Raw genomic sequence first — 24,044 nt, 5'->3', positions numbered from 1 at the left:
CACACGGAAAATACAGGAGGGCAAAAAGTATACGCTTCCAGCTTTTCCGTATTAATGCTAAACGGAAGGTTAACTATAGTATAAATGAGAGTTTTAAAACGAAACGCCCGCACATCGTTTTGTAAATAATGAAATATCACCCGCGGAAATTGAGTTCCAGCAGCACATTGTTAGGGTCAGCGACAAAAATCTGTCGCAAAGAAATGCGCGCAATATCGTTCGTCGCATAGTAGAGCCCCATAACCTTAAGCTTATTCACGGTCTCCTCATAGCCGTCGCATTCAAAGGCGATATGATGGATCGCCCCGGTCGGGTTACCGGGCAGCACTTCACGCGGGATGGTGTTGTCAGTGCCAAAACGGTTAAGATGGATCACGGCACGATTGCCGGAGTCGTAAAGCCACATGCGGTCCGCTGGGTCACGCTCTGGCGCCGTGCGTGCCTCAAGGTTCAGCAGATCGGCATAGAAGGCGATGGTGCCCGCCATATCGTGGGTTTGAATGTTGAAATGATCGAGGCGTTTTACAGTCGTCATGGTCTCAGCTTATCGGGCCAAGGCCGCAGGGGCAAATGCCAATTGCGCATCGTCAAAGGGCAGGCCTATAAACATCGTCTTGCCGCAGGAGCCGCACATGAAACGCACGCTGATCTGTCTCGGACTGATCACCAGCTTTGCGGCCAATGGGGCGCTGGCGCAGGTGTCCGGCAGTATTGACGGCGCGCGGATTTCGCAAGACGTAAAAGTGCTGGCCTCCGATGCCTTTGAAGGGCGCGCCCCCGGTACAGCCGGCGAAGCCAAGACCGTCGCCTGGCTGAGCGAACGCTTCAATGCGCTGGGTCTTGAGCCCGGTGGTGAGAACGGCACCTATCTTCAGACCGTACCACTGACCCATACGCGCCTGGCGACCCCTTCGCTGCTGAACCTGCGCACGCCAGCGGGGGTACAGCCCCTTACCCACGAGCAAGACATCTATCTGGCCACGGCGCGCCCGGTCGAGAAGCTGTCGGTCAAGGACCTGCCTCTGGTATTTGTCGGCTACGGCGTGAAGGCCCCGGAGCGCCAGCGCGACGATTTCAAAGGCGTGGACCTCAAAGGCAAGATCGCCGTCTTCCTGATCAATGATCCGGATTTCGAAGCCGCCGCCGGTGAGCCGGTGGCCGAGCGTTTCGGAGGCCGGGCCATGACGTGGTATGGGCGCTGGGTCTATAAGTATGAGATTGCCGCGCGTCTGGGGGCCGCCGGTGCCCTGATCATCCACGACACGCCGGGCGCGGGCTATGGCTGGAGCACGGTCATCGCACCGCATTCCGAAGTCTTTGACGTAGTGCGCCAACCCGATGCGCTTCAGGCCGTGCCGGTTCAGGGCTGGTTGAGCGGCGCGGCAGCCGAGGACCTTTTCCGCAAGGCCGGGCTGGACCTCAAGGCGCTGCGCGTAGCGGCGCGTCGGGATGATTTTAAACCGGTCGCTATCGGGGACGCGCGCCTGTCGATTGAGGCCGCGGTGAAGAGCGATCGGGTGCAGAGCCATAACGTCGTCGCCCGCCTCCCCGGCAAAACCCGTCCGGACGAGTCAATCCTGTACGGCGCACACTGGGACGCCTATGGCATCGGGCCAGCGGACGCGCAGGGCCGCACCATCCGCCCCGGCGCCAATGATGACGGGTTGGGGACCGCCGCCGTGCTGGAAATCGCGCGTCACTTTGCGCAAGGGCCGAAGCCCGACCGCAGCATCGTCTTTGCGCTATGGACCGCCGAAGAACGCGGGCTGCTGGGCTCAGAAACCTATGCCAACCGCCCAACCTATCCGCTGGAAACGACAGTAGCCAATATCACGTTGGACGTGCTGCAAACGGCGGGCAAGGCTAAGGACCTGGTGCTGATCGGCATGGGTCAGAACGATCTGGAGGACCGTCTGGCGACGCTGGCGGCGCATCAGGGGCGTACCCTGACCCCCGATTCTGCCCCCGAACGCGGCCTGTTCTACCGTGCCGACCATTTTTCGGTAGCCAAGCGCGGCGTACCAACCCTGCTAATTATGGGTCTGGGCGGCGGGGCCGATCTCGCCGAAGGTGGGCGGGCCGCCGGCGAGCGCTGGGTCGCCGACTATACGACCAACTGCTATCACAAGACCTGCGATGCGTGGAGCGCCGACTGGGACCTCAGCGGCGCGGTCGAAGATATCGACCTCGCCTACCGGCTGGGGCGTGATCTGGCTTATAGCCACGACTGGCCGCAATGGAAGGCCGGTTCGGAATTCCGCCCCGTGCGCGACAAGAGTGCCGGTATGCGGAAGTAGGGTCAGGCAACCGTGAGGGTTTGAAGATAAGCCTGCAAGGCTCGCAAGTGTGCGCACCAATGCGATCTGTAGCTAAGTGACAGTTCAAACAACCCGTCAGAACGAGAGGTGTGTTCCATGCGCCAAATACCGTCGAACAAATCTCGGTATATATCCGTCAAATCGTCCCATGGGTCTTGCTCCCAGGGCTTTTTACTCACGCCGCTCTGCGCATCCAATATGATAAAAGTGTACGGTCTGAGTTCAGAAAAGCCCGACTGAACAGCTTGATATATCGTTTCAAATTTTGGCAGCGCGGGTTCGGGATATTCTGCTGGATCGAAACTGTCGGGCTCGGTATCGTGCATGGCCATAGCCAGCCAATCGAGGTGCCGGATCAGAGCTTCGATTTTATCGGTCGATGCTTGTGCGACGCGGTCCGGCGACATGACAAAAGCCATGAACGCCTTTCCCGCTAACGAAATATCATCGGCTATCGAAACCATAAACCTGACCTCGTGCAATCAAATACCGAGCCATAGCCAGGGATTTTATTGCGAGTCCATCAATGCGCTTCATCCCAGTTGTCCGCCGCCTTGGCCTCGACCTCCAGCGGGACGGAGATGTCGAGCGCCGGTAGCGCCGCGTGTTTCATCACCTCTACGATCACCGCCTTGGCAGCTTCGACCTCGGCTTCGGGGGCCTCGAAGATCAGTTCGTCGTGCACCTGAAGCAACATGGTTGTGGTCAGGCCCGCGGCTTCAAGCGCTCCCGGCATACGGATCATGGCACGGCGGATGATGTCGGCGGCGGTACCCTGAATAGGCGCATTGATCGCCGCGCGCTCTGCAAAGGCGCGTTGACCCGCCGACTTGGCGTGAATGTCGGGGATGTGGATGCGCCGGCCGAAGATGGTTTCGACATAGCCCGTCGCCTTCACCTGTTCTTTCGCCGCGTCCATATAGGCCTTGATACCGGGGAAGCGCTCGAAATAGGTCTTGATGTAGCGACCCGCCTCCTGATTGTCGATGCCGAGCTGATTGCCCAGACCAAAAGCCGAAATGCCGTAGATGATACCGAAATTGATGGCCTTGGCACGGCGACGCACTTCGGACGGCATACCTTCGACCGGGACTCCAAACATTTCCGACGCCGTCAGAGCGTGAATGTCGATGCCGTCCTGAAACGCCTTCTTGAGCTGGCCGATGTCGCCAATATGCGCCAGCAGGCGCAACTCAATCTGAGAGTAGTCAGCCGAGATCAGCTTGTGGCCCGCACGCGCCACAAAGGCGGTACGGATTTTGCGCCCTTCCAGCGTGCGGATGGGAATGTTTTGCAGGTTGGGTTCGTTGGAAGACAATCGGCCTGTGGTGGTCGAAGCCAGTTGATAGGAGGTATGGATGCGTTGGGTCTGCGGATCGGCATATTCGACCAAGGCGTCCGTATAGGTGCCTTTCAGCTTGGCCATCTGACGATAATCGAGCAGCAGACGCGCCAAACGCTGGCCCTGATCGTGCGTGCCCTTTTCGGCGATCTCTTCCAGCACCTTGACATCGGTCGCCCACTGACCTGTCGCGGTCTTCTTGCCGCCCGGCAGAGCCATTTCATCGAAAAAGATGGCCCCCAGTTGCTGCGGCGAATTGAGATTGAACGGATGACCGGCCACCGTGTGCGCCTCTGTCTCGATCTCCCCCATGCGCACGCCAAAGTCCTGAGAGAGAAGGCGCAGCACCTGCGGATCGATGCGCACGCCAGCCAGTTCCATGTCCGACAGGACCGTCGGCATCGCGCGTTCCAAAGTCTCATAGACGGTCAGAAGTCGCTTTTGCGCCAGTTGCGGCTTGAGCACATGCCACAAACGCAGCGTGATGTCAGCGTCTTCGGCGGCGTATTCGGTGGCCGGCTTCAGATCGACGAATTTGAACGATTTGGCGCTCTTGCCCGTGCCGGCTACCTGCTTGAACGGGATGGGCGTGTGGCCCAGGTGCAGCTCAGACAACTCATCCATGCCATGTCCGTGCAGGCCGCCTTCGAGCACGTAGGAGATCAGCATGGTGTCGTCATAGGGCGCAACCCGGATACCATAGCGCGCAAAGACCGACAGGTCGTATTTGATATTCTGCCCCACCTTCAGCACTGTCGGGTCTTCGAGCAGCGGTTTGAGTTCGGCCAAAGCTTCGACCAGGGCGATCTGTTTAAACTCATCCCCAGACAAGGCCAGACCACCGTCGTCCGACTGATGCGACAGCGGGATGTAGACCCCCGACCCCGGCGCGCAGCTCAGAGAAACGCCGACCAGACCCGACGCGGTGGCCGACAGAGAGTCGGTTTCCGTATCAACGGCAAACACACCCGCTGCCCGGCATTGCACCAGATAGGCCTTCAGCGCCTCTATGTCCTGAACACACTGATAGGCGCTGTAATCGACCGGCGTTAGCAGCGCTTCGGGAGTGGCCGGGCGCGGTGCGCTCACCTGAGCCATCGTGCCAAACAGAGGCTTAGACACAGGTGCCGTGAGATCGCGCGGTGCCGCCTGCGCGGTTTCGAGCGTCGCCAGCGATCCGCCGACGCGACGCGCTAGAGAGGTGAACTCCATCTCGGCCAGAAACGCCCCCAGTTCGGCAGCATTGGGGTCTTTCAGGGCAAATTCCTCGATCGGGCACGGCGGTGGCACATCACAGCGCAGACGCACCAGCTCACGCGACATCAGGATCTGATCGCGGAAGTCGGTCAGGGCCTCGCGGCGCTTGGGCTGTTTGATCTCGTGCGCGCGCTTAAGCAGCGCATCGAGCGAGCCGTATTCGAGGATAAGCTGGGCGGCAGTCTTGATCCCGATGCCGGGCGCACCGGGGACATTGTCGGTGGAATCGCCGATCAGGGCCTGCGCATCAACGACCAGCTCCGGCGGCACACCGAACTTTTCGATGACCTGCTCGCGCCCGACATGTGTGCCTTTGACCGGATCAAGCATGGAGACGTGGTCATTTACCACTTGCATCAGGTCCTTGTCGGACGAGATGATGGTGACTTCGAAGCCCTGCTGCACGGCCAGATGCGCATAGGTGCAGATCAGGTCGTCGGCTTCAAAGCCCAGAAGTTCGACATTGTGGATACCAAAGGCCCTGGTCGCCTGACGGATCAGGGGGAATTGCGGGATCAGGTCTTCGGGGGGGGGCGGTCGATGCGCCTTGTACTGATCATAGAGGTCATTGCGGAAGGTGTGCGCCCCGGCGTCGAAAATTACTGCCAGATGCGACGGTGCATCCTCGCCACGGTTCTCTTTGATGAGCTTATACAACATGTTGCAAAAGCCCGACACCGCCCCAACCGGCAAACCATCGGACTTGCGCGTCAGGGGCGGCAGGCCGTGATAGGCGCGGAAGATATAGCCGGAACCGTCGATCAGGACGAGGCGTTTGGGGGACATGAGGGCTCGCTTCAAGAAGGGTTTCGGGCGGGGCGTGCAGGCTTAATAAAGCCATCCGTGCACGATGCCAATTCCCCATACCCAATCTGTGGGTCAGGGATTGGCAGGAAGATAGCCCCACCTCCTCTTACACCTCTCCGCTGGCGGGGAGGGTGGCATTAGGCGCAAGCCACATGACGAGTGGGTGGCCAGTCGAAGCCACCAAAAAGCCGCTGGGAATTCCCAACGGCTTTTCGTGTTTCTCTCAGCTAAACCTCTACCAGCTCCCTATATTGGGCATACTGGCCCACGGTTCCTGCGGCGCTTTGGGTGCCCCCTTTTGCAGCAGTTCGATGCTGATACCGTCCGGAGAGCGCACAAAGGCCATGTTGCCATCGCGCGGCGGACGGTTGATCACGACGCCCATATCTATCAGGTGCTGACAGGCAGCATAGATGTCATCGACCTCATACGCCAGGTGCCCGAAATTGCGCCCGCCCGTATAATCTTCGACATTACCATTTTCGTCCGGCCAGTTGTAGGTCAGCTCGACATGCGGCGCGGCGCGGTCGCCACCATTTACTGTCGCTGTGGCTGAATCCAGCGGCGCGGCCAGAAAGACCAGCGTAAAGCGGCCCTTTTCGCTCACCGTGCGGCGCACTTCGAATAGACCCAGACCGCGACAATAAAAATCGAGCGCCGCGTCCAGATCTTTCACGCGGATCATCGTGTGAAGATATCTCATCAGAGCACTTTCCAAAAAAGTGGGACGCACTTCTTGGATGAAAAAGTGCGCTAAACAAAAGACCAAAGAGCGGAACTGATGACCTCAGATCCGCTGGCTTTAGTGGTCGCCCTCGGGGCGCGGTGCCGGGCTTTGATACTCGTGCGCATGGTCCTTATGCACGAACTTTCGGTCGCAATAGCCGCATTCGACCTCACCATTGGCCCCGAGTTCCAGATAGACCATAGGGTGACCCAGCGCGCCACCGCCGCCATTGCAGGCGACCTTGTGACCATCGACATAGATGACTTCAGGAGGAGGAACGGTGCTCATAGACATAAGGCCCAGCTAACTCAGGGAGGTTGGCCAAGCCTTACTGAAAGCCGCGCCGCGCGTCAAATGAACAAAGCCCCTCCGCCGAGGTTCAGCGAAGGGGCAGGTGGAAAAGGCGTCATTTCTGTCAGGGGTGACGCCCCTACTCGTATCCGTGAGCCGCCTCATTGATAGTCAGGGTGGGCATACGGGTGAAATCGACCTCGACCGGCTGCGCCAGCTTAAGCTGATAGGTCCGAAGGACGTGTTCAAGGCGGCGACGAGTCTCTTGCGTAGCGGCCGCATCCGCATTGAGGTTCAGCGGCGCGAGGCAGAAGTCGATAATGGCATCAGGACGGGTGTAGGCGTTCATGCGGCACTCTCCTTTATTGTGCGGGTTTTACTCTGCGGGCTCTGTTTGAAATTGAGCGGTTTCGGTCGAGTCCTTCAAGGCGGTCGTCGAGGACTGACCATTCGTGATGGTCATGGCGATCTTGTCGAAATAACCGGTACCGACCTCGCGCTGGTGACGGGTAGCGGTATAGCCCGCCGCCTCATTGGCGAATTCACGCTGCTGAAGCTCGGAATAGGCCGCCATGCCGCGGTCGCGGTACCCGGAGGCCAGTTCGAACATGCCGTTATTCAGCGAGTGGAAGCCGGCCAGCGTTACGAACTGGAACTTGTAGCCCATAGCCCCTAACTCGCGCTGGAATCTGGCGATCGTCGCCTCGTCCAGCTTCGCCTTCCAATTGAAGGACGGCGAGCAGTTATAGGCCAAGAGCTTGCCCGGATGAACCTTGTGCACGGCCTCGGCAAAGCGGCGCGCATCGTCAAGGTCCGGGTGCGAGGTTTCCCACCACAGCAGGTCGGCGTATTTGGCATAGGCTAGACCGCGAGCGATGCAATGATCGAGCCCCGTTCCGGGCTTCAGACGGAAGAAGCCTTCCGGCGTGCGGCTGTCGCGGTCGATGAATGGATGGTCGCGCTCGTCAATATCAGACGTAATGAGCTGCGCCGACTCGGCATCGGTGCGCGCCACGGTAAGCGTCGGCACCCCCAGCACGTCGGCCGCCAGCCGGGCCGCAATCAGATTGCGCTCATGCGCCTGGGTCGGGATCAGCACCTTACCGCCGAGGTGGCCGCACTTCTTTTCAGAAGCCAGTTGATCCTCAAAATGCACGCCTGCCGCCCCGGCCTCGATAAAGGCCTTCATAATCTCAAAACTGTTGAGGGGCCCGCCGAAGCCGGCCTCAGCGTCGGCGACGATGGGGGCGAACCAGTCGCGTTTCGCGCCGCCTTCAGAATGCTCGATCTGATCGGCGCGCTGAAGCGTGCGGTTGATGCGGCGGCACAGTTCCGGTGCGGCATTGGCCGGGTAAAGCGACTGGTCCGGATACATGGCCGAAGCGGTGTTGGCGTCCGCCGCGACCTGCCAGCCAGAGAGGTAGATGGCCTTGAGCCCGGCGCGCACCATCTGCATGGCCTGATTGCCGGTGACGGCACCCAGCGCATTGATAAAGGGCTCCTCGTGCAGCAGCTGCCACAGGCGGTTGGCCCCGCGCTCGGCCAGCGTGTTGCGGACCCACACCGAACCCCGCAGCTTTTCGACCTCCTGCGGCGTGTAAGGACGGGTAATGCCGTTGAAGCGTCCCTTCGGGGCGTTGGGCACCAGGTGCTCGAAAGTGGTCATGACAGGGTCTCCGTATCCCGACGCTCCGGCCGGGGGGTGGTGGGATTGAGGCTTTCGCGGTGAGCCATCAGGGCGGCCTGACGCGACAGAACGGCCGCAGCGCCGAACGAGGACGCATAGGCAGCCACAAGATCGAATGGGCTCAGAAACGGTGTGAAAAAGGGTGAATTTGTCATAATACGTCTCCTTTCCGGCGGCTGGGCCGCGCTGTTGATGGGACGATTAAGCGCTAGAAATGAGCGATAATGGAGAGATTAGCGGGTGAATACCGGGTCATTTGGCAAAACCCGACCTTGTTGAATTTGTAAAATTGTGACTAAATGACTTCAAAGTCTCACTTGCTCAGGCCGTCAGAAACATGCGCGACATCATTCAAAAGGAATGGGGCTGGCTTGGCTTCGAAGTCGATCAGGTGATGGCGGTGAATGCCTTCGGAAATGTTCTGTTTCGCTCTTTGGATGGCCAGTACCGGAGAATATGCCCCGAAGACCTCTTGTGCGAACCCATTGCCCGTGATGACGCGAATTATAGACTGGTGTTGCAGGACGCGGATTTTCAGGTGGATTGGAAAATGGAACGCTTGGTCGAAATGGCACGCGATACCATTGGCGATCTACATGAGGGCTACAGCTACTGTCTAAAGCTCTGGACACCTCTGGGCGGCGAATATGCCGTAGACAACATAGCTCAAGCTCCCACGGATCAGGTGATGGCTTCGGCGGGCCATGTCGCTTTTCACATTAAGGATGTCCCAAATGGCGGGCAAATTCAGTTGAAGGTCGTGGACTAGGCCATGTCGGAACTTGATCGCAAACTCTTCCTCGGCGGCCGCGTCAAACGCCTGCGGCACGACCTGAACCTGACCCAGACGCGCATGGCCGAAGACCTCGGCGTGTCGCCCTCTTATCTCAACCATCTGGAGCGCAATCAGCGCCCGGTGACGGCGCAGGTGCTGCTGAAGCTGGCCTCGACCTATGATCTCGATATGCGCACCTTCACCGCGGAGGCCGATCCGTCGGGTGAGGCCGATCTGGCCGAAGTGCTGAGCGATCCGTTGTTCAAGGACCTGCACGCACCGCGCCGTGAAATTGCCGATCTGGTCGCCGCCTCCCCCACAGTGGCCGAGGCCATGCTGCGGCTTTATCGCGCCTATAAGGAACGCAAGGTGAGAGAGGTGATCGACCTCAGTTCGGCGGAAATCCTCAACGAACATTCGCCCGCCGACTGGACGCGCGATCAGGTACAGGCGGCCAATAACTACTTCCCGGACTTCGATGAACGCGGCGAGGCTTTGTTCGAGGCGCTGGGCGGCGATCCCCACACGCTCGAAGCCGCTGCCGAACGTCGGCTGCAAAGCGAATTCGGTATCGGCGTACGCTTCATGCCGGCCTCGGTCATGCTCATCTATCAGCGGCGCTACGATCCGCACCGGCGTCGCCTGATGCTGTCGGAGACGCTCGCCCCCTCCTCGCGCGCCTTCGCCATCGTCTATCAACTGGCCCTGTCGTTACATGGCACAGAGCTGAATGCACGCGTCGAACGCGCCAAGGCGCCAGACCTCGCCTCGGCGCGGCTGTTCAAGATCGCGCTGCTCAACTATCTGACGGCAGCGACCCTGATGCCCTATAGCCGCTTTCATGAGGCGGCCGAAACCTGTGGCTACGATCTGGAACTGCTGCGCGCCCCGTTCGGCGTCAGTTTCGAGCAGGCGGCGCACCGCCTGACCACCCTGTCACAGCCCGGCCGCCGCGGTGTGCCCTTTTTCATGATGCGCATCGATTCCGCAGGCAATGTCTCCAAACGCTTTGCGGCGGGCAGGTTCCCCTTCTCGCGCTTTGGCGGGGCCTGCCCGCGCTGGAACCTGCATCAGGCCTTTCAGTCGCCGGGCCGCATCCTCACCCAGGTGATCGAAACGCCGGACAAGGCGCGTTATTTCACGCTGGCGCGCACGCTCGACCGGGGCCTGCGCGGCTGGGATGGCGGGGCCTACAGCGAGCAGGCGCTGGGGCTGGGCTGCGAGTTGAAATACGCCGAAAAGCTGGTCTATGCGAAGGGGCTCGACCTCAACACCCCGGCGGCGGTCGAAACCGGGCCCATGTGCCGGCTGTGCGAACGCCCGAATTGCCGCGAACGCGCGGCGCCTCCAGTGACCAAGACCCTGTCCGTAGATGAGTGGATCAAGTCGGCCACGGCGTTTCCATTTTGAAGCGGAATGATTTCTGGAACATCTTGTTTTGGGTGGAAACAGTATTGATCCAGATGAGTTTAGCCCCTCGCCGGCTAAGAGCTGCACCACCTTGGCCGCCGACTTAACAGCGGCTTGAGCGGAATGACCCCACCTAAAGTCATTTCGCTCTGATGGAATCGTTCCGCTTTAAAGGTGATGCGGTAAAGGGCTTCCTACGCGGCCACCTGTTCTCGGGACAGGAGCGTCTGATAGGCCCCTTCGACGGCGGCGATAACGCGGGGGTCATTAGCCAGCGCTTCAGGGAAGACCTTGCGGTAGGCAAGGCAGGTCGCCACGTCTGACAGCTCATCTTTCAGCCCCTTGCCCAGGGCGATCAGCTCATCGGCCAGGGGATCGGTGATCGTCTCACCGGCCACAGCCTTCGCACGGATAAAGCGCATCCACGCGGCCAGCGGTACGCCAAAGCGGCTCACATCCTGCCCCTTTTCCAGCGCCTCGGACAGGGACGACAGGAGGCGGATCGGCAGCTTTTGCGAGCCGTCCCAGGCGATTTGCGACAGTAGGTGACGGATGGCAGGGTTGCGGAAGCGTTTCAGAATCGCTTCGGAATAGGCATTCAGGTCAAGGCCCTTCGGGGCTTCCAGCAGCGGCACTACGTCGCTCAACATCAGGTCACGCGCCAGTTGCGCCAGCTCCGCGTCCTTCATGGCTTCGGACACGCTCTCGATGCCCTTATGGAGGCCGGTATAGGCGATCGTCGAATGGGGGCCGTTGAGCAGACGCAGCTTCGCGCGCTCATAGGCCGGGACATTGTCGGTCAGGATGACGCCAACCGAGGCCCAGTCCGGACCGCCGTCGTGGTTGTGTTCCTCAATCACCCACTGAGTGAAGGCTTCGCGCTGGATCGGCCAGGCGTCTTGGAGGCCAACCGCCGCATTGACCCGCTCGCGCAGGGCGTCGTCGGTCGCGGGGGTAATGGAGTCCACCATGGTGCAGGGGCAGGCCAGATCGGCCTCGATCTTCGCCGCCAGCGCCGCATCATTCTTCGCCACAAAGGCCACGACGGCGGCCTTCAGGCGGTGGCCATTCTTCGGCAGGTTATCGCAAGGGATCAGCACAAAGGGGGCCAAGCCTGCGGCATAGCGAAGGCGCAGGCCTTCGGCCACGTAGCCGATATAGGATTTCGGTGTCTGGGGGTGGGCCAGATCATGCACAATATCAGGATGGGCGAAATCAAGTTCCCAATTCGGATCAAGGCAGTAGCCTTTCTCGGTGACGGTCGAGGTGACGATCTGCACTTCGGGGCGCGTCAGACGTTCCAGCACGGCGTCGATGTCCTCCGGCCCGACCAGCACTTCGCGCATCGAACCGAGGATCTGATACTCGATCTTTTCGTCGAGAATAGCCAGCGTGTAGAGGCCGTCCTGCGGGGTCAGCGCATCGCGCACCCCCTTCGAATGCAATGACACACCGCAGATGCCCCAACGCGGGTCTGTCGCCAGCAGAGCATCGACAAAGGCCGCCTGATGGGCGCGGTGAAAAGCGCCGGGACCGAAATGGACAATTCCGACCGAGACCCTCGCCGGATCGTAGGCGGGTTTGATCACGTCTGCAGAGAGATCGGACAAGGTGGCAAGCGACAGGCGGGTCATGCGTTTTCTTTCAGACTGTTAAAGCGGCTAAACTGCGAAAAATTACGCCGGGCCGCCCCAAGGAATTTTCTCTACTATAGCGAAGACGGTGCACAGGGGAAACGCTGTTTTCCCCATGATACCTACAAGGTGACACCATTCTTCCAGATGGCGATTTCGCGCTCGTCATTCTTTTCGTTGTTGGCGCGCTCACCCGATGCCACGCGCAGGATGAGGTCCATCAGGTCGTCGGCCGTTTCGTCCAGCGTCTTGCCCTCCAGCGCCTGACCGGCATTGAAGTCGATCCAGTGCGGCTTCTTTTCGGCCAGAGCGGTGTTCGAGGCGATCTTCAGCGTCGGCGCAGGAAAGCCCAGCGGCGTGCCGCGCCCGGTCGTGAACAGCACGATCACCGCCCCGGCCGCCGTCAGCGCCGTCGAAGACACGGCGTCATTGCCCGGCGCTTCGAGGAGCGACAGCCCTGCTTGCGTGGCGCGCTCGCCATAGCGCAGCACCTCGGTCAACTGGCTGAGACCGCCCTTTTGCACAGCTCCCAGCGATTTTTCTTCCAGTGTGGAGATGCCCCCGGCCTTGTTGCCCGGCGACGGATTTTCAAACACCGGCTGGTTGTTGTCGAGGAAGTATTGTTTGAAGTCGTTGACCACATCGACGATCTGATGAAACACCCCTTCGTCCTTGGCGCGGGCCATCAGAATGCGCTCGGCCCCGAAGACTTCGGGGATTTCGGTCATGATTGACTGACCGCCCGCCAGCGCCACAATGTCGGCCACACGTCCAACCAGCGGATTGGCGGTCAGGCCCGAAAAGCCATCCGAACCGCCGCACTTGACGCCGATGGCGAGGTCCGAGACGTGGCACAGTTCGCGCTGATCCTTTTCGACCACCTGCACCAGGGCTTCCAGCGCCTCAAGGCCCGACTCGTGCTCGTCTTCGACCATCTGGGCGGCGAAGTATTTGAGGCGGTCGGGCGTGCGGCCTTCGATCTCACCGATCAGGGCGCTGAGCTGATTGTTTTCGCAGCCCAGACCGACGATCAGCACGCCGCCGGCATTGGGATGCGCCGCCAGCGCCGCCAGCAGTTTGCGCGTATGGTTCAGGTCGTCGCCCAGTTGCGAGCAGCCGAGCGGATGGGTAAGAGCATAGACACCATCGACGCGGCCCTTAAAGCGCTCGCTCGCCACCTTGGCCAGCCGCTCAGAGGTGCGCGCCACGCAGCCGACGGTACACAAAATCCAGATTTCATTGCGGATACCGACACGGCCGTCCGCACGGCGATAGCCCATAAAGGTGCGCGCATCGGGACGCGAGCCCGGCCCTTCGGCGGCCACGGGCGCGTAGTCATAATCCTCAACCCCGGTCAGAGAGGTGGACAGATTGTGCGTATGGACGTGCTCACCGGTCTTGATCGGTGCGATGGCGTGCCCGATACGGAAGCCAAATTTCAGCACCGGCGCACCCTCCGCGATGTCACGCAGGGCGATCTTGTGCCCTTTGGGGATGTCGGTTCCGAGCGTCAATTGCACATCGCCAAAATCCAGCACCTCCCCGGCGCTCAGCGCTTCGACCGCAATCGCCACATCGTCGGTGGCGTGCACGCGCACATAGCGCACCATAGCCGGGGCCTTGATATCCTTGGGCCCTAGGGCCGCGCAGGAGGAAGAGTCGTCGGGCATAATCGCTGTCTTTCTGACGTCCGACGCCCGCAGAGGCGGGATCGCGAACGCTGTTTTTTATGTTGACGGTTGGTAACCGGTGTCATACCTCTGAACGCGGTAGATAGGCAAGAGGCGTAACAGGGCTATGGACGGAAAATCTGCGCGCTTGCCCGCAACCGCCATTTACCGCTAAACATAACAGATGAAACGGACTTTTGTATGTGACCGTTTCGCAATTCAGGCCGGAAGCAAAACTCACACATGACCACGACCGCTCTTCCCGAAGGCGTCCCCGATCCCGTCGAAGATTTCCTGAAGCGCCGAAAGAAGGCGACGATCAACGATGTGGCCTCGCTGGCGCGCGTCTCGAAGAAGACAGTGTCGCGGGTGATCAACCATTCGCCATCGGTACGCGCCGAAACCCGCGATCAGGTCAATGCCATTATCGCCCGCATCGGTTTCAAACCGGACCCGCAGGCGCGCGGTCTGGCCTTTCGCCGCTCCTTCCTGCTGGGCCTTGTCTATGACAACCCCAATGCGCAGTACGTCATAAACATCCAAAATGGCGTCCTGGATTTCATCCGCGGTTCGGGCACCGAACTGGTGGTCCACCCGTGCGACAAGACGAGCCCGGATTTTATCGACGAAATCCGCGAATTCGTGGAATTGCAGCGCCTGTCGGGCGTGATCGTCCTGCCACCCATTGCCGAAAACCGTCAGCTTTTGGCCGCGCTGGATGATCTCGACGTGCCCTATGTGCGCATCACCGCCATGCCCGGTGAAGAAAACACGCCGCCTATCGTCTCATCGCAAGTGGTGTCGCGCGATCGCATGGGCTGCCGTGCAGCGGCAGAGCATTTGGCCGATCTGGGACACCGCCGTATCGGCTTCATCTCGGGCCCGGCAGGTTACGCCTCGGCGCGCCAACGCCGGCAGGGCTTCGATGAGGGGCTGACGGCGCGCGGCCTGACGCTCGATAGCGCCCTGATCGTGCAGGGGGAATATACATTCGAGTCGGGGTATGTGGCCGGCAAGGCGCTGCTGTCGCAATCACCGCGCCCAACCGCCATTTTTAGTTCCAACGACGAAATGGCGGTTGGTGTCTATAAGGCCGCCGCCGAGTTGGGCCTCAGCGTGCCCGATGACCTTAGCGTGGTTGGCTATGACGACGCCCCCATCGCCGCCCGCGTTACCCCCGGCCTGACCAGCGTGCGCGCACCCATCCGCGACATCGGCCGCGCGGCCGCCGATGCCCTGCTGGCGGAAAACCGCAAGGACAGCACCGTCTTTGATACGGCCCTGATCGTTCGGGAATCGACCGGCCCGGCAGACCCGTCGTTCAAACCCTGACCGGTTTTTGCGAACGAGTCTAAATTAGACATTGATAAAAGCGATGACACCGGTTACCTGTTGCAACGGGAGATCATGAGCCCGAAGACCGTCACAAAATCCAGACAGAACGGTCCACGGTTTCGCTTTGTTTCGGTATCTATCACATGTCCAAGCCTTTGATTTTGAACGAAGACCGTCTGTTTTCGGCAGACCCGGCGCAACGAGCGGTGGCCCGCGAGCTGTATGCGCTGATCAAGGATTACCCCATCCTGTCGCCGCACGGTCATACGGACCCGCAATGGTTCGCCGATAATGCCAATTTCGGCAGCGCGACCGAGCTGTTCCTGGCACCGGACCACTACATCTACCGCATGCTCTATTCGCAGGGCTATGACTTAAACGATTTGGGCGTGGGGTCAAAGGCCGGGCCTTCGACCGCCGATCCGCGCACGGCGTGGAAAATTTTTGCCGCTAATCAACACCTGTTCCGCGGCACGCCGACCGCCATGTGGATGAACCACGTCTTCGGTCAAATTATGGGCTTTGACAAGCGCCTTGATGAGACGACGGCGGATGAGTATTTCGACCGCATCGGTGAGCTTTTGGCATCCGACGCCTATAAGCCGCGCGCTCTGTTTGAACGCTTCAATATCGAGCTTTTGGCCACCACCGAGTCGCCGACCGACACGCTTGAGCACCATCAGAAAATTCGCGCGTCGGGCTGGAAGGGTCGCGTTGTCACAGCCTACCGCCCCGATCCGGTTATCGATGCCGAACACGAGGACTTCCGCGACAAGCTGAAGGTGTTTGCCGACCTGTCGGGCGAAGACGTCTATAGCTGGAAGGGCTATCTCGCCGCTCACCGCAAACGCCGTGATTTCTTTATGGAGATGGGCGCGACCTCGACCGACCACGGCCACCCGACGGCAAAGACCGCCAATCTGTCGGGCGCAGAGTCCGAAGCCCTGTTCAACCGCATCATCGCCGGGGAATTTACCTCCGCCGATGCCGAGCTGTTCCGCGCCCAGATGCTGACCGAAATGGCGCGCATGAGCCTTGATGACGGGCTGACCATGCAAATTCACCCCGGATCGTTCCGCAACCACAACCAAACGATCTTTGAAACCTTCGGGCGTGACAAGGGCTGCGACATTCCGCTGGCTACCGATTATGTTAATGATCTCAAGCCGCTGCTCGATGCGTTCGGAAATGAAAAGAACCTGACGGTCATTCTGTTCACGCTGGATGAGACCTCCTATTCGCGCGAACTGGCCCCGCTGGCCGGGCACTATCCGATCCTGAAGCTCGGCCCGTCGTGGTGGTTCCACGACTCGCCCGAAGGCATGACACGCTTCCGCGAACAGGTCACCGAAACCGCCGGCTTCTACAATACGGTCGGCTTCAATGACGATACGCGCGCCTTCCTGTCCATCCCGGCGCGCCACGACGTCGCCCGCCGCATCGACGCCAACTTCCTCGCGCGTCTGGTGGTCGAACACCGCCTCGAACTGGAAGACGCCGCTGAAACGATCAAGGACCTGACCTATAACCTGCCCAAGGCGGCCTATAAGCTTTAGGTCGAAACGACGCCACGCTGTCTTATGTGTCCGCCCCTTCGGTCCCGCCGGAGGGGCATTCGTTTGCGTGTCCTACTGCCCCACATAACCGGTAGCTGACCCCCCGCCCAAGGTCTGTACTTTGTGTGTGTACAGAGTGGAGGGGGTAATGACCTACGATAACACGCAGGCCATGATGGCCTATGATGCCCGCAAAAAGTCGATCGCGTTAGCCTATGTGCTGTGGTTTTTTCTCGGCGGGCTTGGCGCGCACAATTTCTATCTGGGGCGCAATGGCGTTGCGATCACGCAACTGGTCCTGATGATCTTAGGTGTTTTGACCGCCGTGCTTTTGGTTGGGCTGTTCCTGATGGCGGGCGTGGGAATCTGGGTTCTGATTGACGCCTTTATCATTCCGGGAACCGTTGAGCGCTCGAATATGGCGCTGGCGGCTCAGTTCAAATCCAACGCTTCGGTGACACCCCCCGCCCGTTTTACAGCGCATGATTTATCGGCCGAAATGGATGCGCTCGCGACTTTGAGAAATTCCGGCGCCATTACCGAAGCCGAATACGAAGAAAAGCGTCAGGCTCTACTGGCCCGCTTACAATAGACGCATCGGCCACCTGAAAAGGCCGCAGGGAGTGAGAAAGAAAAAGAGCCCCGCTGTTTCCAGCGAGGCTCCTATTTCAGTGTGCAGGGTCCGTGAGCCGACTACTCAGCGGCAACCGTAGAGGCCACATCGGCATATTCTTCGATCTGATCGAAGTTCATGTAGCGATAGACTTCCGAGCCCTTGGCGTTGATAACGCCCATGTCGGAGAGGTATTCTTCGACGGTCGGCAGGCGGCCGAGCTTTGAGGCGATCGCCGACAGTTCCGCCGAAGCCAGGAAGACGTTGGTGTTCTTGCCCAGACGGTTGGGGAAGTTACGCGTTGAGGTCGAAACCACTGTCGCCCCTTCGCGCACCTGAGCCTGATTGCCCATGCACAGCGAACAGCCCGGCATTTCCATACGCGCTCCGGCGGTGCCCAGCACGTTGTAATGGCCTTCCTTGGTCAGTTCGGCGGCGTCCATCTTGGTCGGCGGGGCGACCCACAGACGTGTCGGGATGTCCTTCTTGCCGTTGAGCAGCAGGGAGGCGGCGCGGAAGTGGCCGATATTGGTCATGCACGAGCCGATGAACACTTCGTCGATGGCGGTGTTCTGCACCTCGGACAGTAGACGCGCATCGTCCGGATCGTTCGGAGCGCACAGGATCGGCTCTTTGATGTCGTTGAGGTCGATGTCGATGATCGCCGCGTACTCGGCGTCGGCGTCGGCTTCCATCAGCACCGGGTTAGCCAGCCAGTCTTCCATCGCCTTGATGCGACGTTGCAGCGTGCGGGCGTCCTGATAGCCGTCGGCGATCATGTTCTTCATCAGCACGATGTTTGAGGTCATGTACTCGATGATCGGCTCTTTGTTGAGCTTCACCGTACACCCCGCCGCCGAACGCTCGGCCGAGGCGTCGGTCAGCTCAAACGCCTGTTCGACCTTCAGGTCCGGCAGACCTTCGATTTCGAGGATGCGGCCGGAGAAGGCGTTGACCTTACCGGCCTTGGCCACGGTCAGCAGGCCCTGCTTGATGGCGTAGTAGGGGATGGCGTGGACGAGGTCGCGCAGGGTGATGCCCGGCTGAAGCGCGCCCTTGAAGCGGACAAGGATCGATTCCGGCATATCGAGGGGCATGACGCCCGTCGCCGCACCGAAGGCCACAAGGCCTGAACCCGCGGGGAAGGAAATCCCGATGGGGAAGCGCGTATGCGAATCGCCACCGGTGCCCACCGTATCAGGCAGAAGCAGACGGTTCAGCCACGAGTGGATGACCCCATCGCCCGGACGTAAGGCCACCCCGCCGCGGTTCGAGATAAAGGCCGGCAGTTCGCGGTGCGTCTTGACATCGACCGGCTTCGGATAGGCCGCCGTGTGGCAGAAGGACTGCATAACCAGATCCGCCGAGAAGCCGAGGCAGGCGAGGTCTTTCAACTCGTCACGAGTCATCGGGCCGGTGGTGTCCTGAGAGCCGACCGTGGTCATCTTGGGCTCGCAATAGGTGCCCGGACGGATGCCCTGCCCTTCGGCCAGACCGCAGGCCTTACCGACCATCTTTTGCGCCAGCGTAAAGCCCTTGCCCGAATCGACCGGGGCGACCGGCAGACGGAAGGCGGTCGAAGCCGGCAGGCCCAGAAACTCACGCGCCTTAGCGGTCAGCGAGCGACCAATGATCAGGTTGATGCGGCCCCCGGCCTGCACTTCGTCCAGAATAACGTGCGACTTAAGCTGGAAGTCGGCGATCTTTTGACCGGCCTTTTCGACCTTGCCTTCATAGGGGTAGATGTCGATGACATCGCCCATATCCATCTGCGACACATCGACTTCGATGGGCAGGGCGCCGGAATCTTCCTGCGTATTGAAGAAGATGGGGGCGATCTTGCCGCCCAGCGTCACGCCGCCGAAGCGCTTGTTCGGCACGTAGGGGATGTCTTCGCCGGTGGCCCAGATGACCGAGTTGGTCGCCGATTTGCGCGACGAACCGGTGCCGACCACGTCGCCGACATAGGCGACGAGGTTGCCTTTGGCTTTCAGGCCTTCGATGAACTGGATCGGGCCGCGCTTGCCGTCCTCTTCCGGGGAGATCCCGGGGCGGGCGTTTTTCAGCATGGCCAGATAGTGCAGCGGGATGTCGGGGCGCGACCAGGCGTCCGGCGCGGGCGACAGGTCGTCCGTATTGGTTTCGCCCGTGACCTTAAAGACGGTGACAGTGATCTTTTCGGCAACCTTGGGGCGCACGGTGAACCATTCGGCCTCGGCCCATGACTGGATCACGTCCTTGGCGTTGGCGTTACCCGCCTTGGCCAGTTCCGCGACGTCGTGGAAGAAGTCGAACATCAGAAGGGTCTTTTTCAGCGCTTCGGCAGCGATGGTGCCGACCACAGCGTCGCCCAGAAGGTCGATCAGCGGCTTGACGTTGTAACCGCCCACCATGGTTCCCAGAAGCTCGGTCGCCTTTTCGCGACTGATCAGCTCAACCGGGAAGTCGCCATGCGCCACCGCCGACAGGAAGGAGGCCTTGACTTTGGCCGCATCATCGACGCCCGGTGGCACACGATAGGTGATCAGGTCGAGAAGGAATTCCGCTTCGCCGGCCGGAGGCGCCTTGATCAGTTCGATCACTTCGGCGGTTTGCTGCGCGGTCAGCGGCAGGGGCGGAATGCCAAGCGCGGCGCGCTCGGCCACATGGGCACGATAGGCTTCAAGCATCGGTACACCTTTGGAAAGGGTCTGGGGACGGACTTATGGAGTCCTTGGTTTGGCGCATATCGCAGGCGCGAAGCCTTGCATAGGCCACAGGGGTAAAATGGGCGTGAAACGGCGCAGAAATTTGCATGGGTGAAGTTTGTTTTTCACTCCTGAACGGCGCTTTTGGCCATGATGCACGGCTCAGGTGCTGGTCAGGTCAATTGCGAGGCAGGCCAGAACCTCCTTGCCAATATCGGCAGGCCAGACGGCAAGGCGCTGACGAAGCGCGTCGCGATCCCCGGCAAATAGGGCGCGCGACGCCTCTTCGAACCCTTCGCGGTCTCCCGCCAGAGTGACCATCACCCGATAGGCGGCATTGAGGCGCGCCTTTGGGTCCGGGCCGCCTTTGCGCGCGGCGTCAATCAGCTTGCGCAGGGTCACTGACGCGCCGCCCGGCTGCTGCCCCAGCCACTCCCAATGGCGCGGCAGAAGCGTGACTTCGCGCGGCACGACCCCGAGCTTTGGCCGCCCGCGTTTGACGGTTTCAGGGGCAATTTCAGGCGAAACTTCAGGCGTGGGGGCGTAGCGCGCCTGAATGGCCGCTTCGTCGCCGCGCAGGTCAAGATCAACCACCGCACCCGTCGCGCGATCAAAGACGATAACGGGGGTGTCGGGCTGCACCTCAAGGGCTTTGTGGGCGGCCAGTGCGGCTTCGGCGGGTGTACCGACGATCAGGCGGCGAGCCGCTTGAAACACGGCATAGAGAGGTTCGGACGTCATCAGGCTCTCAAAATTTATTTTACCCGGATAAAAATATGCACTATCCGCGCCGCTGTCAAAGGAGAAAGATCATGGACAGCCATGAAAAGAAGGCGGCCATAGCGGCTTATAAAGAGCGGAAGGCGATACGCGGGGTCTATGCGGTGATCTGCAAGGCCACGGGCGAGACGTGGGTGGGGGCCAGCCGCAATCTGGAGGCACAGCAGAACGGTCTGTGGTTCACGCTGCGACTGGGCAGTCACCGTCACGCCAGCCTGCAAGCCGCGTGGAACGCGCATGGCGAGACCGAGTTTCGCTATGAAGCGCTGGATCGCGTGCCGGAAGACTATTCTGACATGGCGCACAAAGACGATCTGAAACGCCGCAAAGACCTGTGGCAGCAGCAGTTGCAGGCGGAGGGGCTGCTCTAAAAAAAGCCCCGCCAGTGACGACGGGGCTCCTGTATCGGGGTGCAGGGGGCAAGCCCCCTGCCTCTTCTCTCTTCAATCCTAGCCACGGGCCAGATTGCGCAGCACGTAGGGCATGACGCCGCCGTTTTTGAAATATTCAAGCTCGGTCGGGGTGTCGATGCGGCAGCGGACCGGGAAGCGGGCCACCTTGCCGTCCGAAGCGCGGAACAGCTCGACGATCAGTTCCTGACGCGGCTGGACGGTTTCGAGGCCGCGAATGGTGACGATTTCCTCACCCGTCAGGCCCAGCTTCTGCCAGCCGTCGATCTTGAACTGCAAGGGCAGGACGCCCATGCCGACCAGGTTGGAGCGGTGGATACGCTCGAACGACTCGGCGATGACGGCGCGCACGCCCTGAAGCTTGGTGCCCTTGGCCGCCCAGTCGCGCGATGAGCCGGTGCCGTATTCCTTGCCCGCGAAGATGACCATGCTGCGGCCTTCGGCCTTGTAGCGCATGGCCGCGTCATAGATGGCCATAACGTCGCCCGACGGGAAGTGTTTGGTCACCCCGCCTTCGATGTCCGGCGTGATCTTGTTGCGGATGCGGATATTGGCGAAGGTGCCGCGCATCATGACTTCGTGGTGGCCGCGACGCGCGCCGTAGGAGTTGAACTCCGACACCGGCACGTCGTGGTCGGTCAGCCACTGACCGGCGGGCGAGGTCTTCTTGATCGAGCCGGCCGGCGAAATGTGGTCGGTGGTGATCGAGTCGCCGAAGATGCCGAGCACGCGGGCTTCGACGATGTCGGTGACCTTTTCCGGGGTCATGGTCATGCCCTCGAAATAGGGCGGGTTGGCTACGTAGGTCGAGGTGGCGTCCCACTGATAGGTCTGACCGCCCGACACGGAGATGGCCTGCCAGTGTTCGTCGCCCTTGAAGACGTCGGCGTAGCGGGCGCTGAACTTGTCATGGGTGACGTTGGCGCGCTGAATCTCGGCAATCTCGGCGTTAGTGGGCCAGATGTCCTTGAGATAGACCGGCTCACCATTGCTGCCGGTGCCCAGAGCGTCGGTCGAGAGGTTGACATTCAGCGACCCGGCCAGCGCATAGGCGACGACCAGCGGCGGTGAGGCCAGATAGTTGGCGCGCACGTCGGGGTTCACACGGCCTTCGAAGTTGCGGTTGCCAGACAGGACCGAACAGGCGACGAGGTCGGCTTCGTTGATGGCCGCCGAAATGGCTTCGGGCAGCGGGCCGGAATTGCCGATGCAGGTGGTGCAGCCATAGCCGGTCAGGTTGAAGCCCAGGGCATCGAGATCGGCGGTCAGGCCTGCGGCATTGAGATAGTCGGTGACCACCTGCGAACCGGGGGCGAGCGAGGTCTTGACCCACGGCTTGACGCTGAGGCCCAGCGTTTTGGCCTTACGCGCCACCAGACCGGCGGCGATCAGCACCGACGGGTTGGAGGTGTTGGTGCACGAGGTGATGGCGGCAATCACCACATCGCCGTGCTTGACGCTGTAGTCGGTGCCGGCGACGGCGGCAGAGCGGGTTTCGTCACCAGCCTTGTTGAACTCACCGCTCAAGGCCTTGGCAAATTCCGATGCCGCGTCGCTCAGCAGCACGCGGTCCTGCGGGCGCTTGGGACCGGCCAGCGACGGCAGCACGCCACCGAGGTCAAGCTCCAGCGTATCGGTGAAGACCGGATCGTTTTCCGGATCGAGCCACAGGCCCTGCTGCTTGGCATAAGCTTCAACCAGCGCAACGCGGGCGGGCTCACGATTGGTGGCCGTCAGGTAGTCGATGGTGGCCTGAGACACCGGGAAGAAGCCGCAGGTCGCGCCATATTCCGGAGCCATATTGGCGATGGTCGCCTGATCTTCCAGCGACAGGGTGGTCAGGCCTTCGCCGAAATACTCGACGAACTTGCCAACCACGCCCTTTTTGCGCAGCATCTGGGTGATGGTCAGGACGAGGTCGGTGGCGGTGGCGCCTTCCGGCAGCTTGCCGGTCAGCTTGAAACCGATCACTTCGGGGATCAGCATGGGGATCGGCTGGCCCAGCATAGCGGCTTCGGCCTCGATGCCGCCAACGCCCCAGCCGAGCACGCTCAGGCCGTTGACCATGGTGGTGTGTGAATCGGTGCCGACCACCGTGTCCGGATAGGCGACGTCGCCGCCGCCCGCGACGCTCGTCCAAACGGTCTGCGCCAGGTATTCCAAATTGACCTGATGGCAGATGCCGGTACCCGGCGGCACCACGCGGAAATTGTTAAAGGCCGACGAGCCCCAGCGCAGGAAGTTATAGCGTTCCATATTGCGCTCATATTCGCGGTCCACATTCTTTTTGGCCGCATCCGCCGTGCCGAAATAATCGACCATGACCGAGTGGTCGATGACGAGGTCCACCGGGTTGAGCGGATTGATCTTGGCCGGATCGGCCCCCAGCTTGACCATGGCGTCGCGCATGGCCGCCAGGTCCACGACGGCGGGAACGCCGGTGAAGTCCTGCATCAGGACGCGCGCCGGGCGGAAGGCGATCTCGTGTTCAACTGAGCCCTTATTGTCGATCCAGTTGGCCAGTGCCTGAATATCCGCCTTGGTCACCGACACGCCGTCTTCGTTGCGCAGCAGGTTTTCCAGCAGCACCTTCAGCGAGGCGGGCAGTCGCGTGATGTTGGGAAGGCCGTTGGCTTCGGCAGCCTTAAGGTCAAAATAGGTGTAGGTGTGTTCGCCGACGGTAAGTTCGGCCTTAGAAATAAAGCTGTCGAGGGACATGGTCGCTTTTCCTTCCGACCGCGTAAG

20 protein-coding genes are annotated in these 24,044 nt (G+C 60.7%); 7 read left to right on the top strand and 13 right to left on the bottom strand.

Annotated features, from left to right (window positions below; translation table 11 throughout):
- Positions 1 to 136: 136 nt before the first annotated feature.
- A complete protein-coding gene (locus ASTEX_RS02280) occupies positions 137 to 535 on the bottom strand; it encodes a VOC family protein (RefSeq protein ID WP_013477993.1) in 399 nt (132 codons plus the stop codon).
- Positions 536 to 632: 97 nt separating this feature from the next.
- On the opposite strand from ASTEX_RS02280, the gene ASTEX_RS02275 reads away from it, so the two are divergent.
- Positions 633 to 2,297, top strand: coding sequence for a M28 family peptidase (locus ASTEX_RS02275; protein ID WP_013477992.1), 1,665 nt, complete (start codon positions 633 to 635; stop codon positions 2,295 to 2,297).
- Between the two features lie 2 nt (positions 2,298 to 2,299).
- Here the strand turns inward: ASTEX_RS02275 and ASTEX_RS02270 are convergent, their stop codons facing one another.
- The 7 genes from ASTEX_RS02270 to ASTEX_RS02240 form a co-directional block, all read right to left on the bottom strand.
- On the bottom strand, positions 2,300 to 2,737 hold the full coding sequence (locus ASTEX_RS02270) for a DUF5063 domain-containing protein (protein ID WP_168148054.1): 438 nt from the start codon (positions 2,735 to 2,737) through the stop codon (positions 2,300 to 2,302).
- A gap of 104 nt (positions 2,738 to 2,841) precedes the next feature.
- Positions 2,842 to 5,703: a DNA polymerase I gene (gene polA, locus ASTEX_RS02265; protein ID WP_013477990.1), complete on the bottom strand. Its 2,862-nt coding sequence runs from the start codon at positions 5,701 to 5,703 to the stop codon at positions 2,842 to 2,844.
- Between the two features lie 256 nt (positions 5,704 to 5,959).
- Entirely contained in the window at positions 5,960 to 6,427 is a 468-nt protein-coding gene (locus ASTEX_RS02260; protein WP_013477989.1) for a lactoylglutathione lyase, read from the bottom strand.
- Positions 6,428 to 6,526: 99 nt separating this feature from the next.
- Positions 6,527 to 6,745 (bottom strand): zinc-finger domain-containing protein, encoded by a 219-nt coding sequence (locus tag ASTEX_RS02255; RefSeq protein WP_013477988.1) that lies wholly within the window; start codon positions 6,743 to 6,745, stop codon positions 6,527 to 6,529.
- 136 nt (positions 6,746 to 6,881) lie between these two features.
- Positions 6,882 to 7,091 (bottom strand): hypothetical protein, encoded by a 210-nt coding sequence (locus ASTEX_RS02250; RefSeq protein ID WP_013477987.1) that lies wholly within the window; start codon positions 7,089 to 7,091, stop codon positions 6,882 to 6,884.
- Positions 7,092 to 7,118: 27 nt separating this feature from the next.
- Complete coding sequence (aceA, locus tag ASTEX_RS02245; RefSeq protein WP_013477986.1) at positions 7,119 to 8,408, bottom strand: isocitrate lyase; 1,290 nt, start codon at positions 8,406 to 8,408, stop codon at positions 7,119 to 7,121.
- Positions 8,405 to 8,584, bottom strand: coding sequence for a hypothetical protein (locus tag ASTEX_RS02240; RefSeq protein WP_013477985.1), 180 nt, complete (start codon positions 8,582 to 8,584; stop codon positions 8,405 to 8,407). Before ASTEX_RS02240 ends, aceA begins: the two co-directional genes overlap by 4 nt.
- A 182-nt stretch (positions 8,585 to 8,766) precedes the next feature.
- Here ASTEX_RS02240 and ASTEX_RS02235 point away from each other — a divergent pair, with 182 nt between their 5' ends.
- Positions 8,767 to 9,198, top strand: a complete 432-nt coding sequence (locus tag ASTEX_RS02235; RefSeq protein WP_013477984.1) for a T6SS immunity protein Tdi1 domain-containing protein — start codon at positions 8,767 to 8,769, stop codon at positions 9,196 to 9,198.
- Between the two features lie 3 nt (positions 9,199 to 9,201).
- Complete coding sequence (locus ASTEX_RS02230; protein WP_013477983.1) at positions 9,202 to 10,614, top strand: helix-turn-helix domain-containing protein; 1,413 nt, start codon at positions 9,202 to 9,204, stop codon at positions 10,612 to 10,614.
- 194 nt (positions 10,615 to 10,808) lie between these two features.
- Here ASTEX_RS02230 and ASTEX_RS02225 read toward each other — a convergent pair whose 3' ends face one another.
- Both ASTEX_RS02225 and ASTEX_RS02220 read right to left on the bottom strand, forming a co-directional pair.
- A complete protein-coding gene (locus tag ASTEX_RS02225) occupies positions 10,809 to 12,248 on the bottom strand; it encodes a mannitol dehydrogenase family protein (protein ID WP_013477982.1) in 1,440 nt (479 codons plus the stop codon).
- Positions 12,249 to 12,370: 122 nt separating this feature from the next.
- Positions 12,371 to 13,858 (bottom strand): UxaA family hydrolase, encoded by a 1,488-nt coding sequence (locus ASTEX_RS02220; RefSeq protein ID WP_013477981.1) that lies wholly within the window; start codon positions 13,856 to 13,858, stop codon positions 12,371 to 12,373.
- Between the two features lie 303 nt (positions 13,859 to 14,161).
- Here ASTEX_RS02220 and ASTEX_RS02215 point away from each other — a divergent pair, with 303 nt between their 5' ends.
- From ASTEX_RS02215 to ASTEX_RS19645, 3 genes are all read left to right on the top strand, one after another.
- Positions 14,162 to 15,250, top strand: a complete 1,089-nt coding sequence (locus tag ASTEX_RS02215; protein ID WP_013477980.1) for a LacI family DNA-binding transcriptional regulator — start codon at positions 14,162 to 14,164, stop codon at positions 15,248 to 15,250.
- Positions 15,251 to 15,396: 146 nt separating this feature from the next.
- Positions 15,397 to 16,809 (top strand): glucuronate isomerase, encoded by a 1,413-nt coding sequence (gene uxaC / locus ASTEX_RS02210; protein ID WP_013477979.1) that lies wholly within the window; start codon positions 15,397 to 15,399, stop codon positions 16,807 to 16,809.
- A gap of 148 nt (positions 16,810 to 16,957) precedes the next feature.
- Entirely contained in the window at positions 16,958 to 17,401 is a 444-nt protein-coding gene (locus tag ASTEX_RS19645; RefSeq protein WP_013477978.1) for an NINE protein, read from the top strand.
- A 101-nt stretch (positions 17,402 to 17,502) separates the two neighbouring features.
- On the opposite strand, the gene acnB is transcribed toward ASTEX_RS19645, so the two are convergent.
- A complete protein-coding gene (acnB, locus tag ASTEX_RS02200) occupies positions 17,503 to 20,091 on the bottom strand; it encodes a bifunctional aconitate hydratase 2/2-methylisocitrate dehydratase (protein ID WP_013477977.1) in 2,589 nt (862 codons plus the stop codon).
- A gap of 180 nt (positions 20,092 to 20,271) precedes the next feature.
- Entirely contained in the window at positions 20,272 to 20,850 is a 579-nt protein-coding gene (locus tag ASTEX_RS02195) for a DUF2239 family protein (RefSeq protein ID WP_013477976.1), read from the bottom strand.
- A 71-nt stretch (positions 20,851 to 20,921) separates the two neighbouring features.
- Between ASTEX_RS02195 and ASTEX_RS02190 the strand changes: the two genes are divergently transcribed.
- A complete protein-coding gene (locus tag ASTEX_RS02190) occupies positions 20,922 to 21,260 on the top strand; it encodes a GIY-YIG nuclease family protein (RefSeq protein WP_013477975.1) in 339 nt (112 codons plus the stop codon).
- Positions 21,261 to 21,338: 78 nt separating this feature from the next.
- Here the strand turns inward: ASTEX_RS02190 and acnA are convergent, their stop codons facing one another.
- Positions 21,339 to 24,017, bottom strand: a complete 2,679-nt coding sequence (gene acnA, locus ASTEX_RS02185; protein ID WP_013477974.1) for an aconitate hydratase AcnA — start codon at positions 24,015 to 24,017, stop codon at positions 21,339 to 21,341.
- Positions 24,018 to 24,044: the final 27 nt, after the last annotated feature.

Origin of the sequence: Asticcacaulis excentricus CB 48 (assembly GCF_000175215.2) — a bacterium.
In the GTDB taxonomy this organism is placed as follows: Bacteria; Pseudomonadota; Alphaproteobacteria; order Caulobacterales; family Caulobacteraceae; genus Asticcacaulis; species Asticcacaulis excentricus.
Note: the sequence above shows the minus strand (reverse complement) of the source record. Positions and strands in the feature narration are given on the sequence as shown.

Bases quoted from the DNA above. Each gene is read 5' to 3' on its own strand.
- ASTEX_RS02280 (WP_013477993.1), bottom strand. From the start codon at position 535: ATGACGACTGTAAAACGCCTCGATCATTTCAACATTCAAACCCACGAT.
- ASTEX_RS02275 (WP_013477992.1), top strand. From the start codon at position 633: ATGAAACGCACGCTGATCTGTCTCGGACTGATCACCAGCTTTGCGGCC.
- ASTEX_RS02270 (WP_168148054.1), bottom strand. From the start codon at position 2,737: ATGGCTTTTGTCATGTCGCCGGACCGCGTCGCACAAGCATCGACCGAT.
- polA (WP_013477990.1), bottom strand. From the start codon at position 5,703: ATGTCCCCCAAACGCCTCGTCCTGATCGACGGTTCCGGCTATATCTTC.
- ASTEX_RS02260 (WP_013477989.1), bottom strand. From the start codon at position 6,427: ATGAGATATCTTCACACGATGATCCGCGTGAAAGATCTGGACGCGGCG.
- ASTEX_RS02255 (WP_013477988.1), bottom strand. From the start codon at position 6,745: ATGTCTATGAGCACCGTTCCTCCTCCTGAAGTCATCTATGTCGATGGT.
- ASTEX_RS02250 (WP_013477987.1), bottom strand. From the start codon at position 7,091: ATGAACGCCTACACCCGTCCTGATGCCATTATCGACTTCTGCCTCGCG.
- aceA (WP_013477986.1), bottom strand. From the start codon at position 8,408: ATGACCACTTTCGAGCACCTGGTGCCCAACGCCCCGAAGGGACGCTTC.
- ASTEX_RS02240 (WP_013477985.1), bottom strand. From the start codon at position 8,584: ATGACAAATTCACCCTTTTTCACACCGTTTCTGAGCCCATTCGATCTT.
- ASTEX_RS02235 (WP_013477984.1), top strand. From the start codon at position 8,767: ATGCGCGACATCATTCAAAAGGAATGGGGCTGGCTTGGCTTCGAAGTC.
- ASTEX_RS02230 (WP_013477983.1), top strand. From the start codon at position 9,202: ATGTCGGAACTTGATCGCAAACTCTTCCTCGGCGGCCGCGTCAAACGC.
- ASTEX_RS02225 (WP_013477982.1), bottom strand. From the start codon at position 12,248: ATGACCCGCCTGTCGCTTGCCACCTTGTCCGATCTCTCTGCAGACGTG.
- ASTEX_RS02220 (WP_013477981.1), bottom strand. From the start codon at position 13,858: ATGGTGCGCTATGTGCGCGTGCACGCCACCGACGATGTGGCGATTGCG.
- ASTEX_RS02215 (WP_013477980.1), top strand. From the start codon at position 14,162: ATGACCACGACCGCTCTTCCCGAAGGCGTCCCCGATCCCGTCGAAGAT.
- uxaC (WP_013477979.1), top strand. From the start codon at position 15,397: ATGTCCAAGCCTTTGATTTTGAACGAAGACCGTCTGTTTTCGGCAGAC.
- ASTEX_RS19645 (WP_013477978.1), top strand. From the start codon at position 16,958: ATGACCTACGATAACACGCAGGCCATGATGGCCTATGATGCCCGCAAA.
- acnB (WP_013477977.1), bottom strand. From the start codon at position 20,091: ATGCTTGAAGCCTATCGTGCCCATGTGGCCGAGCGCGCCGCGCTTGGC.
- ASTEX_RS02195 (WP_013477976.1), bottom strand. From the start codon at position 20,850: ATGACGTCCGAACCTCTCTATGCCGTGTTTCAAGCGGCTCGCCGCCTG.
- ASTEX_RS02190 (WP_013477975.1), top strand. From the start codon at position 20,922: ATGGACAGCCATGAAAAGAAGGCGGCCATAGCGGCTTATAAAGAGCGG.
- acnA (WP_013477974.1), bottom strand. From the start codon at position 24,017: ATGTCCCTCGACAGCTTTATTTCTAAGGCCGAACTTACCGTCGGCGAA.